Source organism: Howardella ureilytica (assembly GCF_054657495.1).
Window position 1 is genome coordinate 13,256 of record NZ_BAAHYP010000002.1, and the last position, 26,255, is coordinate 39,510.

Here is a 26,255-nt window from a genome sequence, read left to right on the forward strand (position 1 = left end):
CAGTTGTGTTTCATTACTTTCTAGAAACGAAACATTCCGTCTTAGAATTGTTTGTCCTCATGCTCTTCAAGCATAAGCAGCCGTACTTTTTCTGTCATTTACACCCCTTATGGTCTTGTGCCTTCCGATAGGTAAAATCAGAGGAGTTCCGGATATGGGATCTTCAATGACCGAACATTTTAAACCGTAGATTTCTTCAATTAGTTCCGAAGTAATAATATCTTCAGGCGCTCCCTCTTCAATTAATTTTCCGTTTTTCATTGCAAATATATAATCTGCATAACGTGCCGACAAATTGATGTCATGCAATACCATAACTATTGTTGTATGTTCTTTTTTGTTGAGTTCATACAGCAAATCCAATATCTCAACCTGATATGAAATATCCAGAAACGTTGTCGGTTCGTCAAGTAACAATATATCTGTTTCCTGAGCAAGCGCAAGAGCTATCCAAACACGCTGTCTCTGGCCGCCGGAAAGTTCATCCACGTTTCTGTCGGCCAGCTCCGTAATTCCCATCATTTCCATGGCTTTTTCCACAGCTTTAAAATCTTCGGCACTCATGCCCTTCATGAGTTGTCTGTAAGGGAATCTGCCTCTTGTAATCAGATCCGTTACTTTTATACCTTCCGGTATTATCTGAGTCTGAGGAAGAAGGCCGATGTGCTTTGCCACTTTTTTCGACGGTATGCTTGTAATGCTGTTTCCGTTAAGCAGTACTTTTCCCTTGGTCGGGTGCAATAATCTTGAAAATGTTTTCAGCATGGTTGATTTTCCGCATCCGTTTGCACCGAGTATTACACTGATTTTATTTTCCGGTACCGTAATCGTAACATCGGAAATAATCTTTCTTCCGTCATATCCGGCACTTATATTGTCAGCTTTTAATATATATCCGTTCAATACATTCAACCTCGTTTATTCATTTTAAATAATAAAAATATAAGATAAGGAGCTCCTAATATTCCGGTTATTATACCCACAGGGTATCTTGACGGAAAAGCATACTGACCTACCATGTCAGAGGCAAGCACAAGTGATGCGCCGACCAAACCGGAAGGCAACATATTTCCGTGCCCGGAACCGGACAATCTCGATGCAATCGGTCCGGAAAGAAACGCAACCGCGGCTATCGGACCCGTAACGGACGTTGCAAAAGCAATCATCAAAACAGCAAGTACTATTAATGATATTCTGACCGCCGACAACCTTACGCCGAGAACCGTCGCATAAGAATCTCCCAGTTCCATAACCTTTAAATGTCCGGTCAACACGGCAACCGCAATACTTGCGCCTATAACGACAATTGCAAGTTTCGGAATCTGATCGAGAGTAACATTGTTAAGACTTCCGCTCATCCATCTGAGAGCCGAACCTACATCATACTCTGACGCCTTAAGAAGAAGCCATGAAATTATCGCATTTAAAAATGCATTCATGCCTATTCCCGTAAGAATAAGTTTACTGTCAGAGTATCCGTTCCCGTTCGCAATTATGTATATCAACGCGGAAACGGCTATTCCACATAACACGGCTATCAAAGACACTACTGTTCCGTCCAGGCGGAATATCAATATTCCGAATATGGCCGCAACGCTTGCTCCAGAACTGACTCCGATAATATCCGGACTTGCAAGCGGATTGCCCAAAAGCTTTTGAAATACATTGCCGGCCGCACCGAACGCAAAACCGCAAAGTACAGCGGCAAGCATTCTCGGCAGTCTCAATGTCTTCACGGTAAAAGAACCCGCAGCGGATCCGTCCGAAAACAGAATTTTAAAAATATCAACAGGCGAATATATGGTTTTACCGTACATCATCATAAAACCGGCTAACAAAAATACAATAACTCCCAGCAGTGACACCGTTATGATGTATCTGCGTTTTCTGCTGTTGTATCCTTCCATTATTACGCTGCTGCTCATGGTATTCATACTGAACGCACCCTAACCTTTCTTACAATAAGAATAAATGCCGGACCGCCGACTAATGCAGTTATTATTCCCGATTCCAATTCTCCCGGGCTTCCAAGCAGTCTGCCGGCTACATCCGATAAAACCAGGAGTATCGCACCTCCCATCATCGAGAACGGAACCAGGAGCTTTAAGTCGGGTCCCAAAACAAGCTTCATAACATGGGGAATCATAAGTCCTATAAAACCGATAGGCCCGGCTATTGCGGTTGTTGCCGCACACAATAATACCCCCGCAACTATCCCGAGTATTCTCGTTCTTGCAACGTTAACTCCGAGCCCCGCAGCGAATTCATCGCCGAGAGCCAAAGCATTAAGAGACTGTATCAGTGCGATTGCGATAATAAAGCCTCCTGCAAGATATGGAATTACGGTTTTGATATCATCCCATGATGCTCCTCCTATACTTCCGGTTTGCCAGAATCTGAACCTGTCCATTACCTGAGAATTCGGAAGCATTACGGTGTTTACAATCGACTGCAGAGCCGTCGCCGTTGCAGCGCCGGCTATTGCAAGTTTCATTGGAGTCGCTCCGCCTTTCCCCGATGACGCAAGGCCGAAAACAAGTGCCGCAGTCAAAACAGCTCCCATAAAAGCGAGCCAAATATATTGGTTTTTGTCGCCTATGTTAAAAAAAGCCATTCCGATTACAACAAACAGTGAAGCACCCGTGTTTACGCCGAGAATACTCGGATCCGCAACCGGATTTCTTGTTATGGATTGCATAAGCAGTCCGGATGTTCCGAGTGCCGCTCCCGCTATAAGACCGAATACGGTTCTCGGAATTCTCGCATTTACAATGTCAACTTCCGTTTGCGGTGCGCCGTTTTCAAAAAAAGCACCGAATACACTGCCTATACCTACAGACCTTGAGCCGTAAGATAATGAAATCAATATGCTCACCGGTATGAGAGCCGCAAGAACAATACCGAATATCCATATTTTCCTGTTTTTCATAATTTATTTACCGACCTTGGATGCGGCTGCAGACAACTGTGTTAAATAATCGTCAATAGTTGCCGGTATTGAAAGTATGGTAGGAGTTGTTGAAGCCGCAAGCTTTGAGTTGGAATCCAACAGTACAACCGCTCCGTTTTTGATTGCCGGAATCTTGGACATAAGAGGATCTGCCTGAAGAGCTTTAAGAAGCGATTCGTCTCCGTATAATACCATCAGGTCCACATCGGAGAAATCAGATGCATTTTCCCTGCTCATTGTTACCGAAAAATCATCAGGTGTTGCCTGAGCAAGCTTTGAAATGCTTTCCGGAAGTTCCAATCCTAAATCCTGAAGATACGATGCTCTCGGATCTGCAGGAAGGTATGCATAAAATGTACTGAAATCATCAGGACTTATGTAGAAAAATCCTGCCTTTATATCTTTCAGTTCAGGATGATTCGCAATCTTTTCTTTTATTAGATTGTCCGCTTCGGCAACAAGCTTCTCACCTTCAGCTTTCTTACCCATTCCCTCTGCATTTAATATTGTCTGCTCTCTCCAGCTTGTTTTCCAAGCCGCTTCCGCGAAAGGCACCACAGGCGCAATCTGTGACAATCTGTCATATTCGTCCTTAGTCATGCCGGAATATGACGCTATGATTACATCCGGCGCTGCATTGCTTATCGCTTCGTAATCAAAACCGTCCGTATCATTAAATACATTCGGATTGCTTACTCCCAGTGATGCAAATGCCTGATCTGTCCATTCGTGCAATTTGTGATTTGTCATATATCCAAAATTGGCTGCGGATACTCCAACCGGAGCAATACCCAGAGCAAGAGCCGTATCCTGATTTCCCCAACCGAGAGTTACAATCTTTTTAGGCTCGGAATTAAGAGTTGTCGTACCATATGCATGTTTAATCGTATATGGATATGACACCTGCGAATCACTCGCCTGTGACTCTGTCGCCGTATTATTATTTGTCGATGCGTTTGACGCGCATCCTGCCATTAATGTTGTTCCCATAGCCGTTACTGAAAGTAAAGTAACCAATAAACCTTTTCTCATATATCCTCCAAAATAATAACCTTTTTAGTTAGCTATTGCTAATTTATATTTCGATAAGATACCACATGAAAAAAACTATTTCAACATTTACGGAGCTAGTTGTAGTAGTCATTATTACAGTATTGTTACCTTACGCTAACCGTTCTTTACATAATTATATTAATCCCTATCGACAATTCAATTCATTACATAGTGAATAATATGTTTAAATAAATCATGATAAATAATAAAAAACCGTATTACCCGATATGTAATCGGATAATACGGTTTTTTAATTTATATCATTGTCAATATTCCTTAAAATTTCCGAATACAGTTTATCAACTGCACTTTAAGTTTTCGAATATTATTTATTTTCGGAATTTTTAAGTTTTCCGATAATAAAATCTTTCACCGATATCTGACCGCCGTATATAGACGAATTAAAGTTAACAATATAAGCAATTATACATACAAGCGAAAGAGGAAGAATATTTGCCGGTCCGAAAACTTCAAGCCCTATGAATATAGGAGCCAAAAGAGTATTTGTAGCACTTCCGAACACTGCGGCATATCCCATTGCGGCAATAACTTCAGGAGGGAATCCGAAAGCGGCACCGAGTACGAATCCGAGACTTGCACCTATCGAAAACAAAGGTGTCACTTCACCGCCCTGAAATCCTATTGACAGAGTAAATATTGTCAACGCAAGCTTCACTATCCAGTCAAATCCGTATATTTCTCCGCCGTGGAAACTGTTGCTTATAAGGTTTGTTCCGAGTCCGCAATATCTTCCTCCCAATACAAAGAAAAGTATGGCAGCCAAAGGTATTGCAAGGAAAAATATTCTTTTATACGGGCTTTCAATTAAGCTTTTTGCTTTCTTCTTTCCAAAGGCAAGTCCTTTACTGAATAATAAACCCGTAAGGCCGAATGCAATACCGATAAGAATAAGCGGAATAACAGTGTCAAAAGACAGGTCCACGGTATTTGTAACAGGCACAAAGAACTTTTCAAGTCCCAATGAATTCGAGATAAAGCATGCAATATATGACGCAACAAGCGCACTTAACAGAGCTTCATATACCAATACCCCGCTTATAATAACTTCCAGCGCAAAGAATACAGCAGCAAGAGGTGTCTGAAAAAGCCCCGAAAAACCGGCTGCCATACCGATAACAAGCAAAATACGACTGTCAGGCAGCTTAAACTTTTTGCCGAGGGTATGTGAAAATGTCGCTCCTATCTGAACCGCAACGCCCTCTCTGCCGGCACTTCCTCCGAAAAGATGCGTAATCCATGTTCCTACCATAACAAGCGGAATCAGAAGAACGGGAATATTTTCCCGTTTATTTAATGCGGTATCAAACACAAGTCCCATTCCGCCCAGACTTTCTTTACTGAACTTATAATACATTCCGATAATTAACAGTCCCGCAAGCGGTAAAAACGGAACCAAAAACTGATAATAAGTCGTGCGGAAATCGCCTATGGCGATCAATACTCTTCCGAAAAGCGCATCAATCGCACCCACACAAACTCCGACAATTCCTGCCAATATAAGGTACATCAGCAGGTTTTTCATTTTTTCTTTGTTAAATTCCAACATATTGTCCTCCAATGCAAAAAAGGCTGACAATACCTGCACATAAATGCAGATATCATCAGCCTTAATCAGCGGTTTAGGTTTCCCAAGGGAGATTATCATTCCCTTATTTATTTTTTAAAATTATATCACAATTATTTTTTTACTGTAAATAAAATTTATGTTTTTTATTCAGTGCACTTTTAAATTATATACCCCCATATGGGATAAATTCTTAAACATACAATGATAAACTGTAGTCCGGTTCACTGCTTTAAACTTAAATAAACATCCGTGGACTTTGCCTGATTTTATTATTAGGAACTGTTTTACCTTTTGTTATATGAATATAATCGGAGATTACCATGATAGAAAATGAAGAAGTAATAAAATATTTTAATGCCCGTTCAGAGAATTGGAACGATGAAATAGTAATAAACGATAAAAAAATAAATAAAATACTTGATAACGCACATATTTCCGAAAATATGAAAATTTTGGATGTTGCCTGCGGAACAGGAGTCCTTATTCCGTATTATCTTGAAAGAAATGTACAATCCGTTCTGGGAGTTGATATTTCTCCCGGAATGATTGAAATTGCAAGGAGATCCTTTAATGATTCACGCATTTCTTTTTATGTCGGTGACGCGGAAAAATCTCCCATCGAAAGTGATTATGACGGGATTGTCATATATAATGCTTTTCCGCATTTTAAAGACGGAGAAAGAATCATACAATATTTATCCGAACATTTGAAAGACGGAGGTTATCTCACCGTTGCTCACGGAATGAGCAGAGAACAAACAGACGCTCATCACAAAGGCTCGGCAAAGCATATTTCAAACGGTTTAATGGAAATCGACGAGTTGTCAAAAATATTTTCAAAGTATCTGACCGTAACTACAAGTATTTCCGATTCGGAAATCTATCAGATTGTCGGTAAGAAAATAAGATAATTCGATACATAATAAGCTGCAGATTTTGGATTGTCTCCGAATCTGCAGCTTATATGTTGAAAGTACTGTTTAATTGTTAGGCGTATTTGCGGAATTATGATTATTTTGTTCTTCCATTATCGGATAGTAACAGTTCATCTCAGTATCAGTTATAATATATGATTTCTACTTAAATCTGTGGGCTCCTCCTCAGTAAACATACCGTCTCGATTCCTGTTGTATGCGGGAACATATCCACAGGCGTAACCTTATCTAATCTATATCCTCGCTCCGATAAAAACCTTATATCCCTTGCACATGTGGAAATGTTGCAAGATACATATACAATTCTTTCAGGCTTCACATCAGAAACCGTATTCAAAAGCCTGTTGTCACACCCCTTTCTCGGAGGATCAACCACCACTACATCCGGTTTAGGCAATTCAAGTTTGTCGACCGAATGTTGTATATCTGAGGAACTCATTTCTTCCCCGTAAGAGGCAACCTTTATATCTTCGGCTTTTCCGCACGCGAAATATGCATTATTGATATTATTTGATATTGCGTTGTACCTTGCATCCGCTATTGCCTGTTCAATTATCTCTATTCCGTATACTTCTTTTGCTTTTTTTGCCAAAAACAGTGATATGGTACCCGTTCCGCAATACAAATCCCAAACGGTTTCGCTTCCTGTCAGCCCCGCTTCCTCAAGAGCCTTGTTGTATAAATTATAAGTCTGATACGGGTTAATCTGAAAAAATGATTTTGCGCTTATTTTATATGTATTGTCACCGATTTTATCATTAATATGATCAGCACCGTATAAAACATACTCATCCTTTCCCAATATTACATTGGTATCTTTATTATTAAAGTTAAGTACCACCGACGTAATCTTATATTTTTTAACTGTACTCCCTTCGGATAAATTATCTCCCAACGACGAAACAATATATTCCGCCAAGCCTTGTATTAATTGTTTAAGCCTTTTATTTCTTAAAAAAGAATCACGTGTTATATTTAAAACCGGACAAACCATAACTTCCGCAGGCATGCCGTCATTAAGACGTTTACCCAAACCGGTTCTGATAAGTATGTGCCTGATAAGACCTCTTTTGCTGTCTTCATCATACGGTTCAATATTATTTTTTTCACAATACTTCCGTATGCGCGACAATATAACGGAATTATATTCGTCTTCAATAAGGCAGTCTTTGCACTCAATAACATCATGACTTCTGCTTGCATAAAAACCTGTTATAATATTTCCGTTTTTATCTTTGGATACAGGATACTGACCTTTGTTTCTGTATCTGTATTCCTTTATTTCTCCGTTATATTCTGAAGGAATTATGTTGTTGAAGATATATTTATCCTTTGAAATTCCGCCTATTCTGCAGAGCGTTTCCTCAACGAATTTTTCTTTCCATTCAAGCTGTGCTTTGTATGAAATATGTTGGATTGAGCATCCTCCGCATCTTTTCGCATTTTCACATTTCGGAACGGTCCTGTCTTTGGATTCTTTCAATAACTTCAACATTTTGCCGTATGCAAATGTTTTTGATGTCTTGGTTATTATTCCCTCAATCCTGTCACCTATTGCGGTGTCCTTCACAAACACCGGATACAGCCTGCCGTCTTCCGTATTCGTTTTCGCAACTCCGAGTCCTTCGCTTGTTAAATCAACAATGGTCTCCGCAAATAAATCTCCCTTAGTCAGCATTATATTTCTGTCCTTCTGATTTTACAGTCAAGTAATTTATTGTAATCAAGCCATGCGTTGCTGTTTTTGCCGTTAAGCTCTTCTCTTATCACTTCAAGATTTGCATCCAATTTATCCGCCGCTGCAAGAATCCAGCTTTCAACAAGAGAAGGACGCTTAGGTGAACCGTATTCAAGCTCGCCGTGATGAGAAAGTATGCAATGCTCCAGTTCCTGCGCCAAAATTGCAGGGAATCCGTCTATCTCCGCTATTTTTTCAACCAACATACCGTATCCTATAACAATATGACCTATGAGATTTCCCTCATCGGTATAATCATTTTCCGGAAACGGCGATAATTCTCTTGTCTTTCCCACATCATGAAGCATTGCCGCCGTAACCGCCAAATCTCTGTTGGCATAGTCGTAATTACTGCATATAAGTGATGTGAGCCTTGCAACGCTCAGCGAATGTTCAAGAAGTCCTCCCACATATCCATGGTGAACACTCTTTGCCGCAGATGCCTTTTTAAAAATGTTGAAGAAAACTTCATCATTTATAAATATATTTTCAAGAAGTTCCTTTAAATATTTATTCTTAATTGAGCCTATCATCGCAAAAAATTCATTCGTCATTTCATCAATGTCAAACCTCGAAGAAGCCATGTAATCAGATGTATTATATTCTCCTTCCTCCGCAATTCTTGCACTGTCCAATTTAAACTGAAGCTTTCCGTTATAAAGAGAAACCGTTCCGCTTACGGCAACGAAATCGGAAGCGCCGAATTCTTTTATTGCAAATGAATTAGGATCCCATATTTTTGTGTCAATACTTCCCGTCTTATCGCTTAAAATTACATTTTCATATTCTTTGCCGGCTCTTGAAACCGCCGACTGTCTGGATTTGCAGTAATATATTCCGGAAACCTTGTCTCCGTCTTTAAAATTCTCAATAAAATACATTTCAATTCCTCAATTCCGTTGATTTGCTATATACAATTATTTTATAACTTATATCTCACTGTATTAACGTCGAATGACATGTCAAAATATCCGTCTTTGTTTTTTCTCTTTATGTCAACCGACATGGTTTTTCCTGCCTTATAGGATGATAATATATTTTCTATATCATCCATATTTTTTATTTCGTTGCCGTCTATTGCCGTTATAATATCTCCCGACTGTAATCCTGCCTTATATGCCGGAGAATCAAATTCAACATCTGTTATATATACGCCGTTAGGCACACCGTATTTGTCGGCAATGCTTTCGGTAATGTCTTCACCGTATATTCCGAAAAGTACTATATCAATATCAGCCGATAATTTTTCAATAAGTCTTTTAATGTCTGAAATTCCCACAACGTTAAAAGTATTGCTTCCGGAACCCTTATCGGTTCCTATTCCGAGAAGATTTCCGTTTGAATCAAACAGGAATCCTCCCTTGCTTACGGAAGAAACTATATTTGTGTTAATCATCGTAAGGTTTGCATCTATGATGGACAAATTATACTTTTTTGAAATAATTCCGTAATTATATGTCCCTGATTCATCACCGCTTTCGCCGTATGATATTACAAACGATCCCAGAGGTGCCCTGTTCGAATTACCGAGCTTAATCGGTACTATATTCCTTTTTGCGTTATCCGAAAGATCTTTCTTTTTTATTGAAACAAGCGCAATGTTAAGGTTTGGACTTTTGGCAAGAAATGTACCTGAAATAACATCTCCTCCAACGGTTACGTCAACATGCTGTCCCTTATCTATAGATAAATTTCCTGACATTATCACATATCTTGTAGCCGTTTCTCCTATTATCAAACCTGACCCCGGACTAATCGTTTCATTTTCCGCTTTATTTCCGTCAGGTAAAATATAGCCGATAAGATCTGTGTCTTTCGGTGTAATATATACGACAGACTTGTTTATATTTTCAATGGTCTGAGGCATTTTAGAAAACGCTTCTTTGTTGTCAACACTTCCCGATTCGCTGATTTCCTTAAGATTAATGGCCTGAATATCATCCCTGTCCAATGACAGTTCCGAATTGCTTACTTCTACCATATGATTAACTTTATTGATTATGAAAGGTACAATAAACAATGCCGTAATGCCTGCAGCTATTATTATCAACACTATGATAAATTTCTTGCTTTTCTTTTTCAGCTTCTTCGGTATTATTTTTTCCGTATATAAACTAAACTTATTGTTCTTAGTATTATCATTACTCATATCAGCCTCTTTTAACAGCTTTTCGATTATGGCATTTTCAGATACAGTTATTTCTATATTACCAAATATATGAACATAATGTATATCATTAATTTTCAAAGTGAATATAAATCATAAAATTTTATCAGAATGAAAAACAAAATGTAACATATTAAACCATATATATCAAACACATTTTTCCGCATATAAAGCGTCTTGCAATAGATCCATTTCATTGTCATTTATATGTAAATATTCATGCGGTAAAATTCCCGCCGTAATATGAAGATGTATAATTACAACTTTATTAAAACAATAACAAGTAGTAAAATATAATACTAAAAGTTATCAGACAGGACTGTGACAATCTGTCTGTAAAATATTAATACAGTCAAGGATGTATAACATGAACAAAAAGGTATTAAGAACTCTTGAGTACGACAAGATTTTAAATATGATAGCTTCTCTCGCCGACAGTGAGCCCGGAAAGGAACGTGTTTTAAATCTTCATCCCCTTTCTTCAAAAGAAAAAATAAAGCAACTGCTTAAGCAAACAGATGACGCCGTTAACAGATTATTCAGAAAAGGAAAACCGGATTTTACGCATGTTGTGGACGTAACCGATATGTTAAAGAGACTCAGCGCCGAAAGCAGCCTGAACGCATCTGAATTACTCGCCATAGCCGAACTGCTTATCTGTGCCGAAGATGCAGTAAAATATTATGAAGACTTGTTTGAGGATTCATTAACGGAAATGTATGGTTCACTTGATCCCGTGAGTAATCTTTCCAAATCCATAAAAAAATGTATTATTTCGGAAGATTACATAGCAAGTAACGCAAGTCCCGCTCTTTCCGAAATACGAAAAGCACAGGAATCGACAAAAGACAGGATAACCTCGGAATTAAACCGTATGTTATCTTCTCCGTCGGTAAGAGAATGTTTACAGGACGTTATTATTACGAGCAGGCAGGGAAGGTACTGTCTACCGGTCAAAGCAGAATATAAGAGAAGAATTACCGGCATGATACACGACCGCTCCGCAACCGGTTCCACATTATTTATCGAGCCTTCGGTTGTGGTCAATCTCAATAACGAGTTAAAACAGCTGGAAATTGACGAAAAGAAAGAAATAGAAAAAATATTGAAAAAATTAAGCGAGGAAGCCGCAGAGTATACGGATGCAATAGCCGCAGACTCTAAAACGCTGTCTATCCTTGATTTTATATACGCAAAAGCGGCATGGTGCAAATCCAATAAATGTTCGATGCCTGAAATCAATACGGACAATTATGTTGAATTAAAAAGCGCAAGACATCCTCTTATTCCTGCAGAAAAGGTGGTACCTATTGATATTCACATAGGAAAGGAATTTTCAACACTTGTTATTACAGGTCCAAATACGGGAGGAAAGACCGTAACCCTTAAAACCGTGGGACTTCTTTGTCTCCTGACATATTCCGGACTGCTTATACCCGCCGACATGGGTTCAAAGGTCGCCGTATTTAAGGAAATATTTGCCGACATAGGAGATGAACAATCAATTGAACAGAGCTTATCCACATTTTCGGCTCATATGACCAACATTTCCGGTATTTTAAAGCACTCAAATGAAAAAAGTCTTGTTTTATTCGACGAACTCGGAGCGGGAACCGATCCTACCGAGGGAGCCGCTCTCGCAACATCAATACTTGACGATCTTTTAAAAAAGCATATAACAACCATTGCCACCACTCACTACAGCGAACTTAAAATGTATGCTCTTACGACTCCGGGTGTTGTAAATGCGGGATGCGAATTTAACATCGATACTCTCCGGCCTACATATAAGCTTCTTATCGGCGTACCCGGTAAATCAAATGCATTTGCCATTTCCAAAAAGCTCGGTATCAGCGACTATATTATTGAAAATGCTCAAAAAAGACTTACAGACAATGATGTTGCATTTGAGGATATCATTACGGATCTTGATGCGGCAAAACGAAAAGCTCAATCGGAAGAGGCCGAAATCAAAAAGTACAAACAGGAGATTGAGCGCCTGAGAGAAGAAATTAAAAACGAACGCCAAAAGACCAATGATTCCAAGAACAAAATTCTGAAAAACGCAAATGAGCAGGCCGCAAATATTCTTGCGGAAGCCAAGGCATATGCAGATAAAGCAATAAAAGTTATGAATACGTCGGGTGTTACGGTTAAAGAACTGGAGGAGGAAAGAACCAGACTTCGTGAGCAGACAAAAATGCGACACGAAAAATCTTTATCCAAAGCTCCCGCAAAGAAAAAATCCTCTGACAAACCGGAAGATTTCAAACCCGGCGTTATGGTACTTGTGCACGATATGGATACTGTCGGAGAAATACTTACACCTCCGGATAAGAAAAATGAATGTACCGTTCTTATCGGTAACTTTAAATTAAAGCAGAATATAAAAAATCTTCAAATAGACAGAACTCCGAAACCCAAGGAAAAGAAAACCGATACATCTTCATCATATGCTTCCAAAATACGTTCCAACAAATCGCGTTCAATTTCTCCCGAGATTAATCTTCTCGGCATGACTGTTGATGAGGCCATAGGCGTATTGGATAAATATTTGGATGATGCTTATCTTGCCGGCGTCGGACAGGTACGCATAGTACACGGTAAGGGAACAGGAGCATTGAAAAAGGGAGTTTCCGATTATTTATCCGGACTTCCCTATATCAGTAACTTCAGACTCGGTATAAACGGTGAAGGAGATGACGGAGTTACCATAGTAACATTTTAAATAACCCTTATGAAAGGATAATATATGCCACAGACACAAAAAATCCTGATTGTAGACGATGATGAAAATATTGCCGAGCTTGTTTCTCTTTATTTAAAAAAGGAACTTTTTGACACAAAAATTGCATATGACGGCGAATCCGCACTCAAAGCCGTTGCCGAATATAATCCCAATTTAATTGTGCTTGACATTATGCTTCCGGGAATAGACGGCTATGAAGTGTGCCGTGAAGTCAGAAAGACTCTCACCACCCCGATCATCATGCTGTCCGCAAAAGGCGAAACATTTGATAAGGTTCTTGCATTGGAGCTTGGGGCTGACGATTACATGGTAAAGCCTCTTGAAACAAAAGAATTTATAGCAAGAGTTAAAGCTCTTTTACGAAGAAGTACAAGTTTTAATTCCGAGGAAAAAAAGAAGGGAAAAACAGTGTCATATCCGTCCCTGACCGTCAATTTAGATAATTATTCGGTACAATACAACGGTCAGTTTATCGATATGCCTCCAAAAGAGATAGAGCTGCTGTATTTTCTTGCATCATCTCCAAATCAGGTATTCACAAGAGAACAGCTCCTGGATAATATTTGGGGTTATGAATATGTGGGAGAAACAAGAACCGTGGATGTTCATATTAAAAGAATAAGAGAAAAAATAAAAGACACTGAGCATTGGTCTATACAGACTGTTTGGGGTATAGGCTACAAATTTGAAGTAAGGTAATCATATGAAACGCGATTCTCTCCCAAAAATTATTTTTTTATATATTTTTTTCGTTGCAGCTTCCACCATACTGCTGCTGTTCGTTGCCAACTCATTAAATTATCGGGCTGCATACAAAAATACGTCGAATATTCTTTATAAGCAGGCCGTAAATTTATCAAATATACACCGGGCGGATTTTTTTTCCGAAGATGAAAACGCAAAAAATAAAACAAATGAAGTGTTAAGCAGTATTGCGGGTTCGGAAGATATTCGTATATTTCTTATTAAGACAGACGGAACTGTCGTATTTGACAGCGATAAATACAGCGACAACGAAATTAATTATAAAATCAATAACTTTGACGCTGTTCTTATGGGTAAGGAACATGTTTGGACAGGCGATTTTTACGGTATTTTCAATGAAAAGTACATGAGTGTGTTTGCACCTGTTGCAAATGATTTTGATACGAACGGATATATTGTGTTAAATATCCCCGATCACTATATATCCGATTCCACAAAAAGCTACCTTATTGTAGATCTTACGCTCATATTAATAGGTATCGGAATATCTTTGCTTTTCTTTATGTATTATATTATTTATATCAATCGCCCCATTATGTATATTGCAAGAGCTGTTGAAACATACAACAAAGGGCGATTCGACGTGCAATTTGACCGTAATAACGGCGGAAGTATCGGTGAACTGGAACTTGCTCTTTCCGATATGGCAAAGAAAATAAATGATGCCGAGGAATATCAAAAGGACTTTTTATCCAATATCTCACACGACTTCCGCTCTCCGCTTACATCAATTATAGGTTATCTTGAAGCAATATCAGACGGAACGATACCTAAAGAAAATATTGACCGATATATCAATATAGTTTTGTTTGAAGCTAACAGATTAAAGGATTTGACGCAGGATATACTTATACTCGGGGAGCTGGACGCCAATACCATGAGATTGGAAAAAAGCACTTTTGACATTAACAATGTTATCAAGCATGTTATTGAGACATTTGAGGGTGTATGTTCAAGCAGAAATATTCACTTTGAGCTAAGTTTTGATTCTGTTTCCACATATATTTATGCAGACGAAACAAAATATCAACAGATTATTTATAACATTGTGGATAATGCCATTAAGTTCAGCAAAGACAATTCATCCATCGATATCAACGTGGAAGTACCGGATGAAAAATCAAAAAAAGCCGTAATCTCAATCAGAGACCACGGCTCAGGTATTAAAGAAACCGACATTGACAAAATATGGAATCGTTTTTATAAATCGGACGAAAGCAGAGGGCGGAACAAGAAAAGCTCCGGACTCGGACTGTCTATTGTCAAAGGCATTATTCAGGCTCACAATGAAACCATCGACATAAAAAGTGTATACGGTGAGGGAACGACATTTATATTCACCGCAGCCTTAAGTGATGATAAGATTCAGGACTCCGATACACAATGATAATGCCATTCAAAACTCTCATGCACGGTGATTGTGCAGTTTCATAACTCTCACTCACGGTGATTGTGCAGTTTCATAACTCTCACGCACGGTAATGCGGTTCAAGGTTGTGATACATGATATTTAAACTCATTTAGTTGAAATACAAAAAACAGATCTGTATGTCGGTATGGCATGCAGATCTGTTTAAGTTTGTTTTGGTAGGTATTTAATTTGTTGTGTTGTTTTGTTTGTTTTAATTTCGTCTTATGTTGTTCTTAACAAAAGCTTTTTAGTCAGGTCATAATTGTTAAAATGAAAATCATACCAAGTTAACAAACATTTTTGCCGTTATATATTAAATATTAATATATCGGCAAAATTCAGAAACATTTGATTGTTTCCCCAAAAGTAATACGGATATCGGATGTATATCAACATTTCCTGTTGACATATAGAATACTACAGGATATTATGCCGCGATTCTATCTGCTTTGAGAGAAATCCGTGTAAAATTATATTTTACACGAACTTAAAGCCGTGAATTTGTTTTTCGTCCGGATTGTTGCCTGTTATGAGTCTAAAAGGCAAACAGTCACCCGCCTTTCATATTATCGCTTTCCGTATGCAGAACATATTTAATTATAAATATAGAGACGGGTATGAATAATCACATAATTATATTATTGCCATTTTAAGCGATGCAGCTTGCCGTATTCTTCAAGGGACTTAAAATCATTTTGTCTCATGGCCTCATATGCAATAACAGCCACCGAATTGCTGAGATTGAGGGATCTGTATTCTTCTTTCATCGGTATTCTGATACAGGCTTCCTCATTTCTAACCAGAATCTCTTCAGGTATTCCCGCACTCTCCTTCCCGAACATTATATAATCTCCGGGTTTATAATCTGCATCGGCATATGTTTTATGAGCTTTAGTCGTTGCATAATATGTACGGCCTATTGAATCCGGGTTTTTTGCAAGAAAATCCTCATAGTCGTTATATAAATGCCAGTCCAGATCCTTCCAATAATCCATGCCCGCACGCTTCAGATTTTTATCATTAATGATAAATCCCAAGGGTTCTATTAAATGGAGTCTCAGTCCGCATGCCACGCACGTTCGACCGATGTTACCGGTATTGGCGGGGATTTCCGGCTCAAGAAGTACAATGTTAAACATTCTTTAAAAACTCCTCTATTCTTCTTATTCCTTCTTTTAAATTATCAATTGAATAAGCATATGATATTCTGATGAAGCCCTCACCGCTCTTTCCGAATGCATTACCCGGAACTACCGCCAATTTCTGCGACTCAAGCAGCTTTGTAGCAAATTCTTCACTTGTCATCCCTGTTTTCTTAATTGACGGGAACACGTAAAATGCTCCTCCCGGCTCAAAACAGTCAAGGTTAAGTCGTTTAAATTCATTAAGCAAAAAACGTCTTCTCTGGTCATATTGTTTAACCATGTTTTCTACTTCTTCATCCGAATTTTTTACGGCTTCTATGGCTCCGTACTGACTTAAAGTAGGCGCACACATAATTGCATATTGATGCAGCTTTGTCATTTGTTCAATAATGTCAGCCGGACCGCAAGCATATCCCAGACGCCATCCCGTCATGGCAAACGCTTTGGAAAATCCGTTTATTAAAATGGTTCTTTCCTTCATACCCGGATAAGATGCTATACTTACGTGTCTACCGGTATAAGTGAGTTCCGCATATATTTCGTCAGACATTACTATGAGGTCATGTTTAATAATGATAGGTATAATTGCCTCCAGGTCTTTTGCTTCCATAATTGCGCCCGTTGGGTTGTTAGGGAAAGGCAATATAAGCACCTTTGTCTTAGGCGTAATGGCAGCTTCCAGTTCTTCCGGTGTGAGGCGGAATTCATTTTCCGCTTTCAAATCTATTATTACCGGCTTTCCGCCCGCCATAATTGTACACGGTTCATATGACACATATGCCGGCTGCGGGATAATAACTTCATCTCCCGGGTCAAGAACGCTTCGAAGTCCCATATCGATGGCTTCACTTCCGCCCACCGTAATCAATATTTCATTTTTAGGATTATATGACACATTATATTTACGTTTTACATAGTTACATATCTCTTCTCTCAGAAGCGGAAGACCGGCATTTGACGTATAGAATGTTTTCCCCTGCTCTAATGAATATATTGCCTGAGTCCTTATGTTCATGGGAGTTTCAAAGTCCGGTTCACCTACGCCGAGAGAAATTGCGTCAGGCATGTCATTTACAACATCAAAGAATTTTCTGATACCTGAAGGCTCGAGATTTTTAATTTGTTGTGATACATATTCTCTCATGGCAAAATGTTAATCCTTTCATCTGATTTTTTCTCATCAAAAATCACGCCGTGATCTTTGTATTTACGAAGTACGAAATGTGTTGCCGTACTGAGTACTCCCTCAAGTGTCGAAAGATTATTTCGTACAAATTCCGCAACAAGTCTCATGCTTCGCCCTTCTATGATAACAGTGAAGTCAAATCCTCCCGACATGAGATAGACTGCGCTTACCTGAGGATATTGTTCTATTCTTTTTGCAATGCTGTCAAAACCGAGTCCCTTGGTCGGCGTAACCTTAACTTCTATAAGAGCCGTGACTTTGTCATGAGACGTCTTATCCCAGTCAATAAGAGTAAGATAGCCGCATATAACTCCCTCTTTTTCAAGAGCCGCCACTTCATTTACAACATCAACTTCATCGGCACCAAGTCTTACTGCCAGTTCCTGCGGTGAAATTCTTGCATCCTGCTCCAAAGTGTCCAATATTTCTTTTCTTAATTCCATAATACCAACTCCGTTATATTCCATATATTTCGTCCTTTTTCGGACGGTTCATGTTGCTTCTTGTCTCAACTCCCAATATAATCTTACTTTTCTCTTTTGTTAACGTACCTATTTGTGCGGAAATTATTCCCTTATCGGCAAGGTTCTTAACAACTTCATCCGGATATTCCGTAAGTATTATTCCCGATCCCAGAGAATGCATATTGTAGGGATCACACTTAAGCAATTCGCATAATTCAATTACAGACTGTTTAACGGGAATTCTTTTATAATCAACTTCAAATCCGCAGTCCGATAGTTCCGCCAGCTTCCAAAGCGTGCCGTTAATGCCGCATTCCGATGAATTAATTATTAATTTGCTTTTTTGAATCACATCTCCGCCTACATCTGTCAGCATATCACTTAAGTCGTAATCCATTTCTGAAATGTATTCGTCACTGAATCGTTTTTTACATTTTTCAAAAACGGATATATCCTTCAAAGCCGCTTTAACGTAAGAAATACCGATTTCCCCGAATGCAACTGCCGGAATATCTTTTTCTTTAAATGAAAACCTCTTTACATTCTCCGCATTCAATAAAAAAACTTCCGCATTCATTATCGGATATGTTATGCAATTCCATACATTTACGCTGCATTCGGCAATTTTTATATTTGAAAGCGTAAGATACTCATTCAGTAATATTATAATCGATTTTAATTCATTTTCAGTATAATGTTCCGGTATTAAAATATTAATTTTTGCATATATACGTCCATCCGAGGATCTTATACGCAGATTATTTGCCGCTTCAATAAGAGACAATACACAAAAATGAAATTTATCGTCATATGAGTCAATCTTTATATCTCTGTATGACGCAAATGAAGATAAGCTGATAGTCACATTGTCTTCATCGCATTTATTCTTTTTAACAATGTTCTTTTCAACCGCTCTTCTGTATATATTGTCCCGTAAAATACCTTCTTCCATGCTCATTTTCCTTTGATTTTCGTAAAAATCGCCATATTTTCACTCAACGGAATCCGTTTATATTTTCTTGTCCTTTGATTTGCATAAATCTGACAAAAAGCACTCTCTGCACGCAGGCGACCTTGCGGAGCATATCTCCCTGCCGAAAGTAATAAGTTGGTAGTTAAGTCTTCCCCAATGCTCCTTCGGAAGCTTTTTATATAAATCAAATTCGATTTTTACGGGTTCCGTCTCCTTAGTCAGCCCAAGTCTTCCCGTAATACGTTTAACATGAGTGTCTACCACGATTCCCGGTATATTGTAAATATGAGTCAATATAACATTTGCGGTTTTTCTCCCCACTCCCGGAAGTTTTGTTAAATCATCGATATTATCCGGAACCTTTCCCCCGAATTCCGTCATAATCATAATTGCGGCTTCTTTAATATGTGCGGCCTTTGCCCTGAAAAAACCCGTGGGCTTAACCATGTGTTCAAGTTCCGTAATATCGGCATTTGCAAATTCGTTTATGTTTTTATATACGGCAAACAAATCTTTCGTAACGATATTTACACGTTCATCGGTACATTGCGCCGAAAGCATTGTTGCAATAAGAAGTTCAGAATCCGAAGTATAGTCAAGAGAACATTTAATTTCCAAGCCGTATTTATCGTCAAGTCTTCGCAGAATTTCTTTTGTTCTTTCCGATACCCTCACATTAATCACCCCGCTTTCGGTTCATATCCGCCTTAATCTTTAAGTTCTTCTTCCGGATGCAGCATTATATATTTTTCATACAAATCCGGTCTGTTTTTTCTCGTTCTTATTAATTTCTGCTCATGTCTCCATTTTTCAACATTTCCGTGATGCCCTGAACGAAGAACCTCCGGAACCTTCATCCCCAGAAATTCCTCCGGTCTCGTATATTGAGGATATTCCAGCAGTCCGTCCGAAAATGTATCCGTAAATGCCGACTCACTGTTTCCCAATACTCCGGGAACCAGTCTTGAAACCGCATCCATTACAATTACGGAGGCAATTTCTCCCCCGGTAAGAACATAATCTCCTATTGATACATAATCCGTAACGATGGTCTCAAGCACACGTTCATCTATGCCCTTATAGTGACCGCACAGAATAATAAGGTCTTCTTCCTTTGCAAAATCCGCCGCTTTTTTTTGATTGAACACTGACCCTTGAGGCGTCATATAAACTACCCTTGGCTTTTTTTTATTCTTAATAAGCGAAAGGGTGTGTAAATATGCGTCATATACGCATGTGGGCTTAATTACAAGTCCCGCGCCCCCTCCGTACGGATAATCGTCTACTTTCATATGCTTATTATCCGAAAAATCTCTTATGTCAACCGATGTTAAAGTAATTATTTCCTTTTCAATAGCCCTTCCGGTTATGCTTGCGTTCAGAGAATTCTCAATAATCTCCGGAAACAGGCTGAGTACATAATAGTTCATGGCAATCCTTTATTCCATATTTTCTATTCCGGCGTCGTCACAAAGTGATTCCCACACCTGATCTATGGCCTCCTTTTTCAGACTTGACGTAAGAATAAGTTTGTCCTCCGGCCTCATACCGAGTTCTTTTCTTATCATGTTAACATTTTTTATTCGCTCGTTTTTCTTGAGTTTGTCGGACTTTGTTGCAATTATTACGGGTCTGAATCCCACGGATATAACCCAGTCATACATCAATTTGTCGTTAGCCGAAGGGGCATGTCTGCTGTCTATTAACAAATACACGGCTTTTAACATCCCTGAGGTTGACAGATATTTCTCTATCATCTTCCCCCACTTTTCCTTTACTTTAACGCTTACATTCGCATATCCGTATCCCGGAAGATCAACAAGATATATGGCGTCGTTTACGTTATAGTAATTAATGGTTTGAGTCTTACCCGGCTTCTCGGATGTTCTTGCGTATGATTTTCTGTTCATTAAGGCGTTGATTATTGAGCTCTTGCCTACATTTGATTTACCGGCAAATGCAATCTCGGGATATTCCGTTTCCGGAATATCGCTTGTTATACCTATTACCGTATCAAGATTTACTTTTTTAATCTTCATTTATTAAAAGTTCTCCTGTAGAACCGATTATCGGTTTATTTTAAATAATTATCCGTATGTATATTATCAGATAAAACATATACTGTTAAAGCATTTACTATCATAACATACCGTTATGTTATTTTTCGTTGTTAATCGGGAATTTATTTAATCGGTTATAAATAAACATACATCTATATACTTGATACTTACTCCCGTTAATATATAATTGTAATCATGAAAAACAAAATTTTGAATATACTGATAAACAACGAAAATAAATATGTATCCGGCGAAAGTATCGCAAATGAATTAAATGTCAGCCGTGTAAGCATCTCCAAAAACATAAAAACATTGAGAAATGAGGGATATGATATATTATCCAAGCAAAACAAAGGATATATGCTTATAAATGAAAATGATTATCTTTCGGACCAGTACATCAAAGATAATACCGATTCTTTCTATAAAAATATAACGGTGCTTGACAGCACGTCGTCAACAAATGCCGACATAAAGGAACGTGCATCATCCCTTCCGGAAGGCTCTGTACTCATAAGCAATAACCAGCTTGGAGGCAAGGGAAGAAACGGCAGACCGTTTTACTGCGAAAAAAACAAAGGAATCTATATGTCCGTCCTGATAAAACCCGATATACCCCTTGATCTTTCTCTTCTTATTACGGCATGTGCCGGAGTAAGCATTGTTGAAGCAATAAAGGATGTATACGGAATAGAAACGGGGATTAAATGGGTAAATGACATATATTATAAAAAGAAAAAGCTGGCCGGTATTTTATGCGAAGCCGGCATTGAGCTTCAATCCATGAGTCTTGAATATATGGTAGTCGGAATCGGAATAAACGTACATCATATCAATAACTCTCAATTTACAAACGGTATTGCATCAAGCATTGAGGATTTTACCGATACATTCAGACACCGAAATGATTTGATAGTTTCTGTACTCAATCACTTTCATTACAACTATAAGAACATATATGATGATTCTCTGATTGAAAAATATAAAAAATATTCCATAGTGCTTCATAAGAATATTACCGTATATGAAAAAAATAATACATATAACGCATATGTTGAAGACATTGATAATTTGGCAAATCTTATTATCAGAAAGGAAGACGGAGCCTCTGTAACACTTTCCGGCAACGAAATAAGCATAAGACTTTAAACGTCATATTATGTGCGGGCTGCATTTTGCTCAGCTCAAATAATTAAAAAGTGAAACATCTGATAAAACGGATTCTTATTGTAAATGTTTATTAAGATCCGCTTTCAGATGTTTCACTTTTTTGAATATTAATCCGCGCTTTCACATAAAGCATATGCGCAACTGTATTCTCTCTCGTGGGATATGGAAATATGTATCTTGTATCCGTCTAATGTACAGTATGGTTTTCCGTTTTCATCATTTAAAATTTCAATGTTTTTTATAAGCATTGGCACGTCTAAAGCTTTAACAACAGCCTCTTTTGCCGAAAATCTCCCGGCAAGAAATTCGATTTTTCTTCTCTCGCTTTGAAAGCCTGAAAATATCTTATATTCATTGTCCGTAAGCAGCCTCTCTGCCGTCTTTTCGAAATTATGTTTTAATCTGCTTATTTGGCAAATATCGCATCCGACACCTATAATCATAATTGAATCCTTATCAAATAATATACCGTAATACATCGGCATATTAAGTTAAAATATATTCTATAACTTAACGGTTAAATTATAACCGAACTTTTTAAGTTTATAAACCCATCCTCGACATCATCCGCACAATCAGCCTATGGCACACATTATTTCACCGCTTGCGGCAATTTTGCCGTTTACGCTTGCTTCCGCATCCGCAAAATAAATACCCGCTCTCTGTTTTGTAAAAGTAACCTTAAGAGTCAGAATGTCTCCCGGAACTACCTGTGTCTTGAAACGCATTTTATTGATTCCCGCGAAATAACCTATTTTACCCTTATTTTCTTCCCGAGATAAAAGAAGAACGCATCCGGTCTGCGCAAGAGCTTCAACGATAAGAACTCCAGGCATAACATGTTTCTGAGGGAAATGGCCCATGAAGAACATCTCATTTGCGCTTACGCATTTAGTTCCCGTTATGCATGTTTTGTCTTCACTTATGCTTTCAATTGTGTCCACCAACAACATAGGATAACGGTGAGGGATTATTTCCTGAATTTGGTTTGAATTATATAACATTTAATCCTCTGCTTTCTTAAAAATCAACGATGCATTATGTCCTCCGAATCCCAATGAATTTTTCATTACATATCTGAGATCCTTTTTTATAGGAGTATTCGCGACAATATTAAGGTCGCATTCTTCATCCGGATTTATATAATTTATTGTAGGAGGAACGAAGCTGTTTTCTATTGCCTTTACACATATTACGGATTCTACGGCTCCGCTTGCACCGAGTAAATGTCCGGTGTTTCCCTTTGTGCTTGATATTAACAGATTTTTCGCATGTTCGCCGAATGCCGTCTTAACTGCCTTTGTTTCAGTCTTGTCGTTAAGAGGCGTGCTTGTTCCGTGGGCATTAATATAATCAATGTCAGATGGTTGTATTGACGCGTCCTCTAATGCTTTAATCATTGCTCTCGCACCTCCTGCCCCGTCTTCCATCGGAGCCGTAATGTGGAAAGCATCGCATGTTGCACCGTAACCTGCGATTTCGGCATAGATTTTTGCACCTCTCCTTTTGGCGTGTTCATATTCTTCAAGAACAAGAGCACCTGCTCCTTCCCCCATAACAAAGCCCGATCTGTCCTTGTCGAAAGGAATACTTGCACGATTAACATCATCTCCCACATGAAGAGCCTTCATGGCCTGGAATCCGGCAACGGACAACGGCGTAACGGCCGCTTCGCATCCGCCCGCCATCATTATATCTTCATATCCGTCTCTTATTTTACGGAAGGCCTCACCTATTGCGTTTGTGGCCGCCGCACATGCGGTAACTACGCTTGAACAGTGACCTTGCGCGTCTAAATCAATAGCCACGTTTCCCGCCGCCATATTTGCAATCGACATCGGAATGAAGAAAGGAGATACTCTTCCCGGTCCCTGAGATTGCAATTTATCCTCCGTTACTTCGATTGTTCTTATACCGCCTATTCCCGTTGCAAATATTACGCCGAATCTTGTCTTATCAATTGATTCCGTATCTATACCTGAATCTTCAAACGCCTGCTTTGCGGCTATTCTTGCATATACCGTAAATAAGTCGTTGAACTTTACGCTTCTTTTGTCAAAATACCGTTCAACATCCAAATCCTTAACCTCTCCTGCTAATTTAACTTTATATTCGGATGTATCAAATTTTGTTATTTTATCTATACCGCATTTGCAATTAACTATTGAATCCCAAAGAGTCGGAACATCGTTTCCGACAGGTGACAATGCTCCTAATCCCGTTATAACAACTCTTCTTTTCATTTGTGCTCCTTACATTACCATTCCGCCGTCCACGTTGATAACCTGTCCGGTAATATATCGGCTGTTATCACCTGATAAAAATAAAACAAGGTTTGCAATATCCTCCGGTTTACCGAGTTTCTTCATCGGAATATTTGCTAATACCGATTCTTTAACACTGTCCGAAAGAACATCAGTCATTTCCGTCTGTATAAATCCGGGTGCTATTGCATTGCATCTCACGTTTTTATGCGCGCCTTCTCTGGCGATTGTCTTTGTCAATGCAATAACTCCCGCCTTGCTTGCCGCATAATTTGCCTGACCGATATTGCCGATTTCTCCCACAACACTCGCCATATTTATTATGGATCCGCTCTTTTGCTTAAGCATTTGTTTAAAAACGGCTTTGCTTACATTGAAGCATCCCTTTAAGTTTATATCCATTACCCTGTCAAAATCCTCTTCGCTCATTCTGAGGATAAGGTTATCCTTTGTAATCCCTGAATTATTAACCGCAACGTCAATACTGCCGTATTTTTCCAAAACTGATTCTGTCATACTTCTCACCGCGGAGGAGTCGCTTACGTCCGCCTTAAAAATCATGCTGTCGCTTCCGTTTTTTTCACATTCGGCAAGTATTTCATTTGCCTTTTCTTCACTTCCGCAATAATTAATTACAACATTATATTCATGTGACAGTGCTGTTGCGATTGCGCGACCTATTCCTCTTGAACCGCCGGTTACAAGTGCCGTTTTTCTCATAAACCTAATCCTTTCATCATTTTTTCGTAATCTTCAACCGTATCAATGCCGTATACTTTTACGTCTTTATTTATTTTTTTAACGAATCCCGACAATACTTTACCGGGGCCGACTTCTATAAATGTATCAACTCCGTGTGAAATCATATATTCTATTGTTTGAGAAAAGCGTACGCTGCTTTTTATCTGCTTTGTAAGAATATTTACGATATCTTCATCCGATTCCGCACCCGTATAATTATAAACAACGGGAATCTCCGGTTTTCCGAATGTATATTTGCAAAGCTCTTTACTTAGACTGACCGACGCATCTTCCAAAAGCGATGTATGAAAAGCTCCGCTTACCTGAAGAGGGATAATTCTTCTTGCATTTCTCTCCGATAACTTTTCCGCAGCTTTTTCACAGGCGGCTTTTTCACCGCTTATTACTATTTGCCCCGGACAATTATAGTTTGCGATTTCCAAAACTCCCAACGTTCTGACCTCTTCGATTACTTCCTTAATTGTATTTTCATCGGATCCGAGAACCGCTGCCATCATGACCTCTTTACCCGTGAACGCACTGTCCATAATCTTCCCGCGTTCCCTGACAATCTTTACGGCGTCGTTTAAGTCTAATACACCGGCATATGTAAGTGCGGAATACTCTCCGAGACTTAAGCCCGCAACGTAATCTGCCTTTATACCGCCTTTTTTAAGTAATGCTGATATTGCCATGGACGTTGTTAAAATACAGCTTTGGGCGTATGCAGTATTATCAAGCATTTCCTTGGGTCCTTCGAAGCAAAGATTTTTTAAACTGAAATCGACATTTACATTGTCATATACTTCCCTGCACTCATCATATTTATTATAAAAATCTTTGCCCATGCCCGCATATTGAGAGCCTTGCCCTGCAAACAGAATACCCGTCTTCAT

25 protein-coding genes and 1 riboswitch are annotated in these 26,255 nt (G+C 38.8%); of the genes, 5 read left to right on the forward strand and 20 right to left on the reverse strand.

The window, feature by feature from the left end:
* Positions 1 to 66: 66 nt before the first annotated feature.
* The 5 genes from ACYQ1N_RS01280 to ACYQ1N_RS01300 all read right to left on the reverse strand — a co-directional run bounded on the left by ACYQ1N_RS01280 (position 67) and on the right by ACYQ1N_RS01300 (position 5,570).
* Positions 67 to 903 carry an ABC transporter ATP-binding protein gene (locus ACYQ1N_RS01280; protein WP_459831799.1) on the reverse strand — a complete coding sequence of 279 codons (837 nt, stop codon included), beginning with the start codon at positions 901 to 903 and terminating at the stop codon, positions 67 to 69.
* Between the two features lie 5 nt (positions 904 to 908).
* Positions 909 to 1,934 carry a FecCD family ABC transporter permease gene (locus ACYQ1N_RS01285; protein ID WP_459831801.1) on the reverse strand — a complete coding sequence of 342 codons (1,026 nt, stop codon included), beginning with the start codon at positions 1,932 to 1,934 and terminating at the stop codon, positions 909 to 911.
* A complete protein-coding gene (locus ACYQ1N_RS01290) occupies positions 1,931 to 2,929 on the reverse strand; it encodes a FecCD family ABC transporter permease (RefSeq protein WP_459831803.1) in 999 nt (332 codons plus the stop codon). The genes ACYQ1N_RS01285 and ACYQ1N_RS01290 overlap by 4 nt, the downstream gene beginning before the upstream one ends.
* 3 nt (positions 2,930 to 2,932) lie before the next feature.
* The gene (locus ACYQ1N_RS01295; RefSeq protein WP_459831805.1) at positions 2,933 to 3,982 is read right to left on the reverse strand and encodes an iron-siderophore ABC transporter substrate-binding protein; all 1,050 of its coding nucleotides are present in this window, start codon (positions 3,980 to 3,982) and stop codon (positions 2,933 to 2,935) included.
* A 346-nt stretch (positions 3,983 to 4,328) separates the two neighbouring features.
* Positions 4,329 to 5,570 carry a chloride channel protein gene (locus ACYQ1N_RS01300; protein ID WP_459831807.1) on the reverse strand — a complete coding sequence of 414 codons (1,242 nt, stop codon included), beginning with the start codon at positions 5,568 to 5,570 and terminating at the stop codon, positions 4,329 to 4,331.
* Between the two features lie 39 nt (positions 5,571 to 5,609).
* A riboswitch (Fluoride riboswitch) is annotated at positions 5,610 to 5,682 on the reverse strand.
* 229 nt (positions 5,683 to 5,911) lie between these two features.
* Between ACYQ1N_RS01300 and ACYQ1N_RS01305 the strand changes: the two genes are divergently transcribed.
* Positions 5,912 to 6,502, forward strand: coding sequence for a class I SAM-dependent methyltransferase (locus ACYQ1N_RS01305; protein ID WP_459831810.1), 591 nt, complete (start codon positions 5,912 to 5,914; stop codon positions 6,500 to 6,502).
* 169 nt (positions 6,503 to 6,671) lie between these two features.
* Here ACYQ1N_RS01305 and rlmD read toward each other — a convergent pair whose 3' ends face one another.
* The 3 genes from rlmD to ACYQ1N_RS01320 are packed head-to-tail and all read right to left on the reverse strand — an operon-like array spanning position 6,672 to position 10,413.
* The gene (rlmD, locus tag ACYQ1N_RS01310; RefSeq protein WP_459831812.1) at positions 6,672 to 8,204 is read right to left on the reverse strand and encodes a 23S rRNA (uracil(1939)-C(5))-methyltransferase RlmD; all 1,533 of its coding nucleotides are present in this window, start codon (positions 8,202 to 8,204) and stop codon (positions 6,672 to 6,674) included.
* Entirely contained in the window at positions 8,204 to 9,145 is a 942-nt protein-coding gene (locus tag ACYQ1N_RS01315) for a 3'-5' exoribonuclease YhaM family protein (protein ID WP_459831815.1), read from the reverse strand. The genes rlmD and ACYQ1N_RS01315 overlap by 1 nt, the downstream gene beginning before the upstream one ends.
* Positions 9,146 to 9,186: 41 nt before the next feature.
* Positions 9,187 to 10,413: a S1C family serine protease gene (locus tag ACYQ1N_RS01320; RefSeq protein ID WP_459831818.1), complete on the reverse strand. Its 1,227-nt coding sequence runs from the start codon at positions 10,411 to 10,413 to the stop codon at positions 9,187 to 9,189.
* Positions 10,414 to 10,798: 385 nt separating this feature from the next.
* Between ACYQ1N_RS01320 and ACYQ1N_RS01325 the strand changes: the two genes are divergently transcribed.
* From ACYQ1N_RS01325 to ACYQ1N_RS01335, 3 genes are read left to right on the forward strand one after another with little or no spacing between them, the layout of a single operon-like run.
* A complete protein-coding gene (locus tag ACYQ1N_RS01325) occupies positions 10,799 to 13,159 on the forward strand; it encodes an endonuclease MutS2 (protein ID WP_459831820.1) in 2,361 nt (786 codons plus the stop codon).
* A 24-nt stretch (positions 13,160 to 13,183) separates the two neighbouring features.
* Entirely contained in the window at positions 13,184 to 13,879 is a 696-nt protein-coding gene (locus ACYQ1N_RS01330) for a response regulator (protein ID WP_459831822.1), read from the forward strand.
* Between the two features lie 4 nt (positions 13,880 to 13,883).
* Positions 13,884 to 15,332, forward strand: coding sequence for a sensor histidine kinase (locus ACYQ1N_RS01335; RefSeq protein WP_459831825.1), 1,449 nt, complete (start codon positions 13,884 to 13,886; stop codon positions 15,330 to 15,332).
* Positions 15,333 to 15,994: 662 nt separating this feature from the next.
* On the opposite strand, the gene ACYQ1N_RS01340 is transcribed toward ACYQ1N_RS01335, so the two are convergent.
* Genes ACYQ1N_RS01340 through yihA form a run of 7 tightly spaced genes read right to left on the reverse strand, consistent with a single transcriptional unit; the run spans position 15,995 to position 21,163 of the window.
* Positions 15,995 to 16,495: a tRNA (cytidine(34)-2'-O)-methyltransferase gene (locus ACYQ1N_RS01340; protein WP_459831828.1), complete on the reverse strand. Its 501-nt coding sequence runs from the start codon at positions 16,493 to 16,495 to the stop codon at positions 15,995 to 15,997.
* Positions 16,488 to 17,645, reverse strand: a complete 1,158-nt coding sequence (locus ACYQ1N_RS01345) for an aminotransferase class I/II-fold pyridoxal phosphate-dependent enzyme (RefSeq protein WP_459831831.1) — start codon at positions 17,643 to 17,645, stop codon at positions 16,488 to 16,490. Before ACYQ1N_RS01345 ends, ACYQ1N_RS01340 begins: the two co-directional genes overlap by 8 nt.
* A complete protein-coding gene (locus tag ACYQ1N_RS01350; protein WP_459831833.1) occupies positions 17,642 to 18,154 on the reverse strand; it encodes an Lrp/AsnC family transcriptional regulator in 513 nt (170 codons plus the stop codon). The genes ACYQ1N_RS01345 and ACYQ1N_RS01350 overlap by 4 nt, the downstream gene beginning before the upstream one ends.
* Positions 18,144 to 19,103 carry an AIR synthase-related protein gene (locus ACYQ1N_RS01355; protein WP_459831835.1) on the reverse strand — a complete coding sequence of 320 codons (960 nt, stop codon included), beginning with the start codon at positions 19,101 to 19,103 and terminating at the stop codon, positions 18,144 to 18,146. The genes ACYQ1N_RS01350 and ACYQ1N_RS01355 overlap by 11 nt, the downstream gene beginning before the upstream one ends.
* A 57-nt stretch (positions 19,104 to 19,160) precedes the next feature.
* The gene (nth, locus tag ACYQ1N_RS01360) at positions 19,161 to 19,799 is read right to left on the reverse strand and encodes an endonuclease III (RefSeq protein ID WP_459831837.1); all 639 of its coding nucleotides are present in this window, start codon (positions 19,797 to 19,799) and stop codon (positions 19,161 to 19,163) included.
* A gap of 32 nt (positions 19,800 to 19,831) precedes the next feature.
* Positions 19,832 to 20,554 (reverse strand): tRNA (guanosine(37)-N1)-methyltransferase TrmD, encoded by a 723-nt coding sequence (gene trmD / locus ACYQ1N_RS01365; protein WP_459831839.1) that lies wholly within the window; start codon positions 20,552 to 20,554, stop codon positions 19,832 to 19,834.
* Between the two features lie 9 nt (positions 20,555 to 20,563).
* Entirely contained in the window at positions 20,564 to 21,163 is a 600-nt protein-coding gene (yihA, locus tag ACYQ1N_RS01370; protein ID WP_459831841.1) for a ribosome biogenesis GTP-binding protein YihA/YsxC, read from the reverse strand.
* A gap of 231 nt (positions 21,164 to 21,394) precedes the next feature.
* Between yihA and ACYQ1N_RS01375 the strand changes: the two genes are divergently transcribed.
* On the forward strand, positions 21,395 to 22,333 hold the full coding sequence (locus ACYQ1N_RS01375; protein ID WP_459831843.1) for a biotin--[acetyl-CoA-carboxylase] ligase: 939 nt from the start codon (positions 21,395 to 21,397) through the stop codon (positions 22,331 to 22,333).
* 128 nt (positions 22,334 to 22,461) lie between these two features.
* On the opposite strand, the gene acpS is transcribed toward ACYQ1N_RS01375, so the two are convergent.
* The 5 genes from acpS to fabD all read right to left on the reverse strand — a co-directional run bounded on the left by acpS (position 22,462) and on the right by fabD (position 26,255).
* Positions 22,462 to 22,797 carry a holo-ACP synthase gene (gene acpS / locus ACYQ1N_RS01380; RefSeq protein WP_459831846.1) on the reverse strand — a complete coding sequence of 112 codons (336 nt, stop codon included), beginning with the start codon at positions 22,795 to 22,797 and terminating at the stop codon, positions 22,462 to 22,464.
* A 132-nt stretch (positions 22,798 to 22,929) separates the two neighbouring features.
* Positions 22,930 to 23,358, reverse strand: a complete 429-nt coding sequence (fabZ, locus tag ACYQ1N_RS01385; protein ID WP_459831848.1) for a 3-hydroxyacyl-ACP dehydratase FabZ — start codon at positions 23,356 to 23,358, stop codon at positions 22,930 to 22,932.
* Positions 23,359 to 24,597, reverse strand: a complete 1,239-nt coding sequence (fabF, locus tag ACYQ1N_RS01390) for a beta-ketoacyl-ACP synthase II (RefSeq protein WP_459831851.1) — start codon at positions 24,595 to 24,597, stop codon at positions 23,359 to 23,361.
* 9 nt (positions 24,598 to 24,606) lie between these two features.
* Entirely contained in the window at positions 24,607 to 25,338 is a 732-nt protein-coding gene (gene fabG, locus ACYQ1N_RS01395; RefSeq protein ID WP_459831854.1) for a 3-oxoacyl-[acyl-carrier-protein] reductase, read from the reverse strand.
* Positions 25,335 to 26,255: an ACP S-malonyltransferase gene (fabD, locus tag ACYQ1N_RS01400; protein ID WP_459831857.1), complete on the reverse strand. Its 921-nt coding sequence runs from the start codon at positions 26,253 to 26,255 to the stop codon at positions 25,335 to 25,337. The genes fabG and fabD overlap by 4 nt, the downstream gene beginning before the upstream one ends.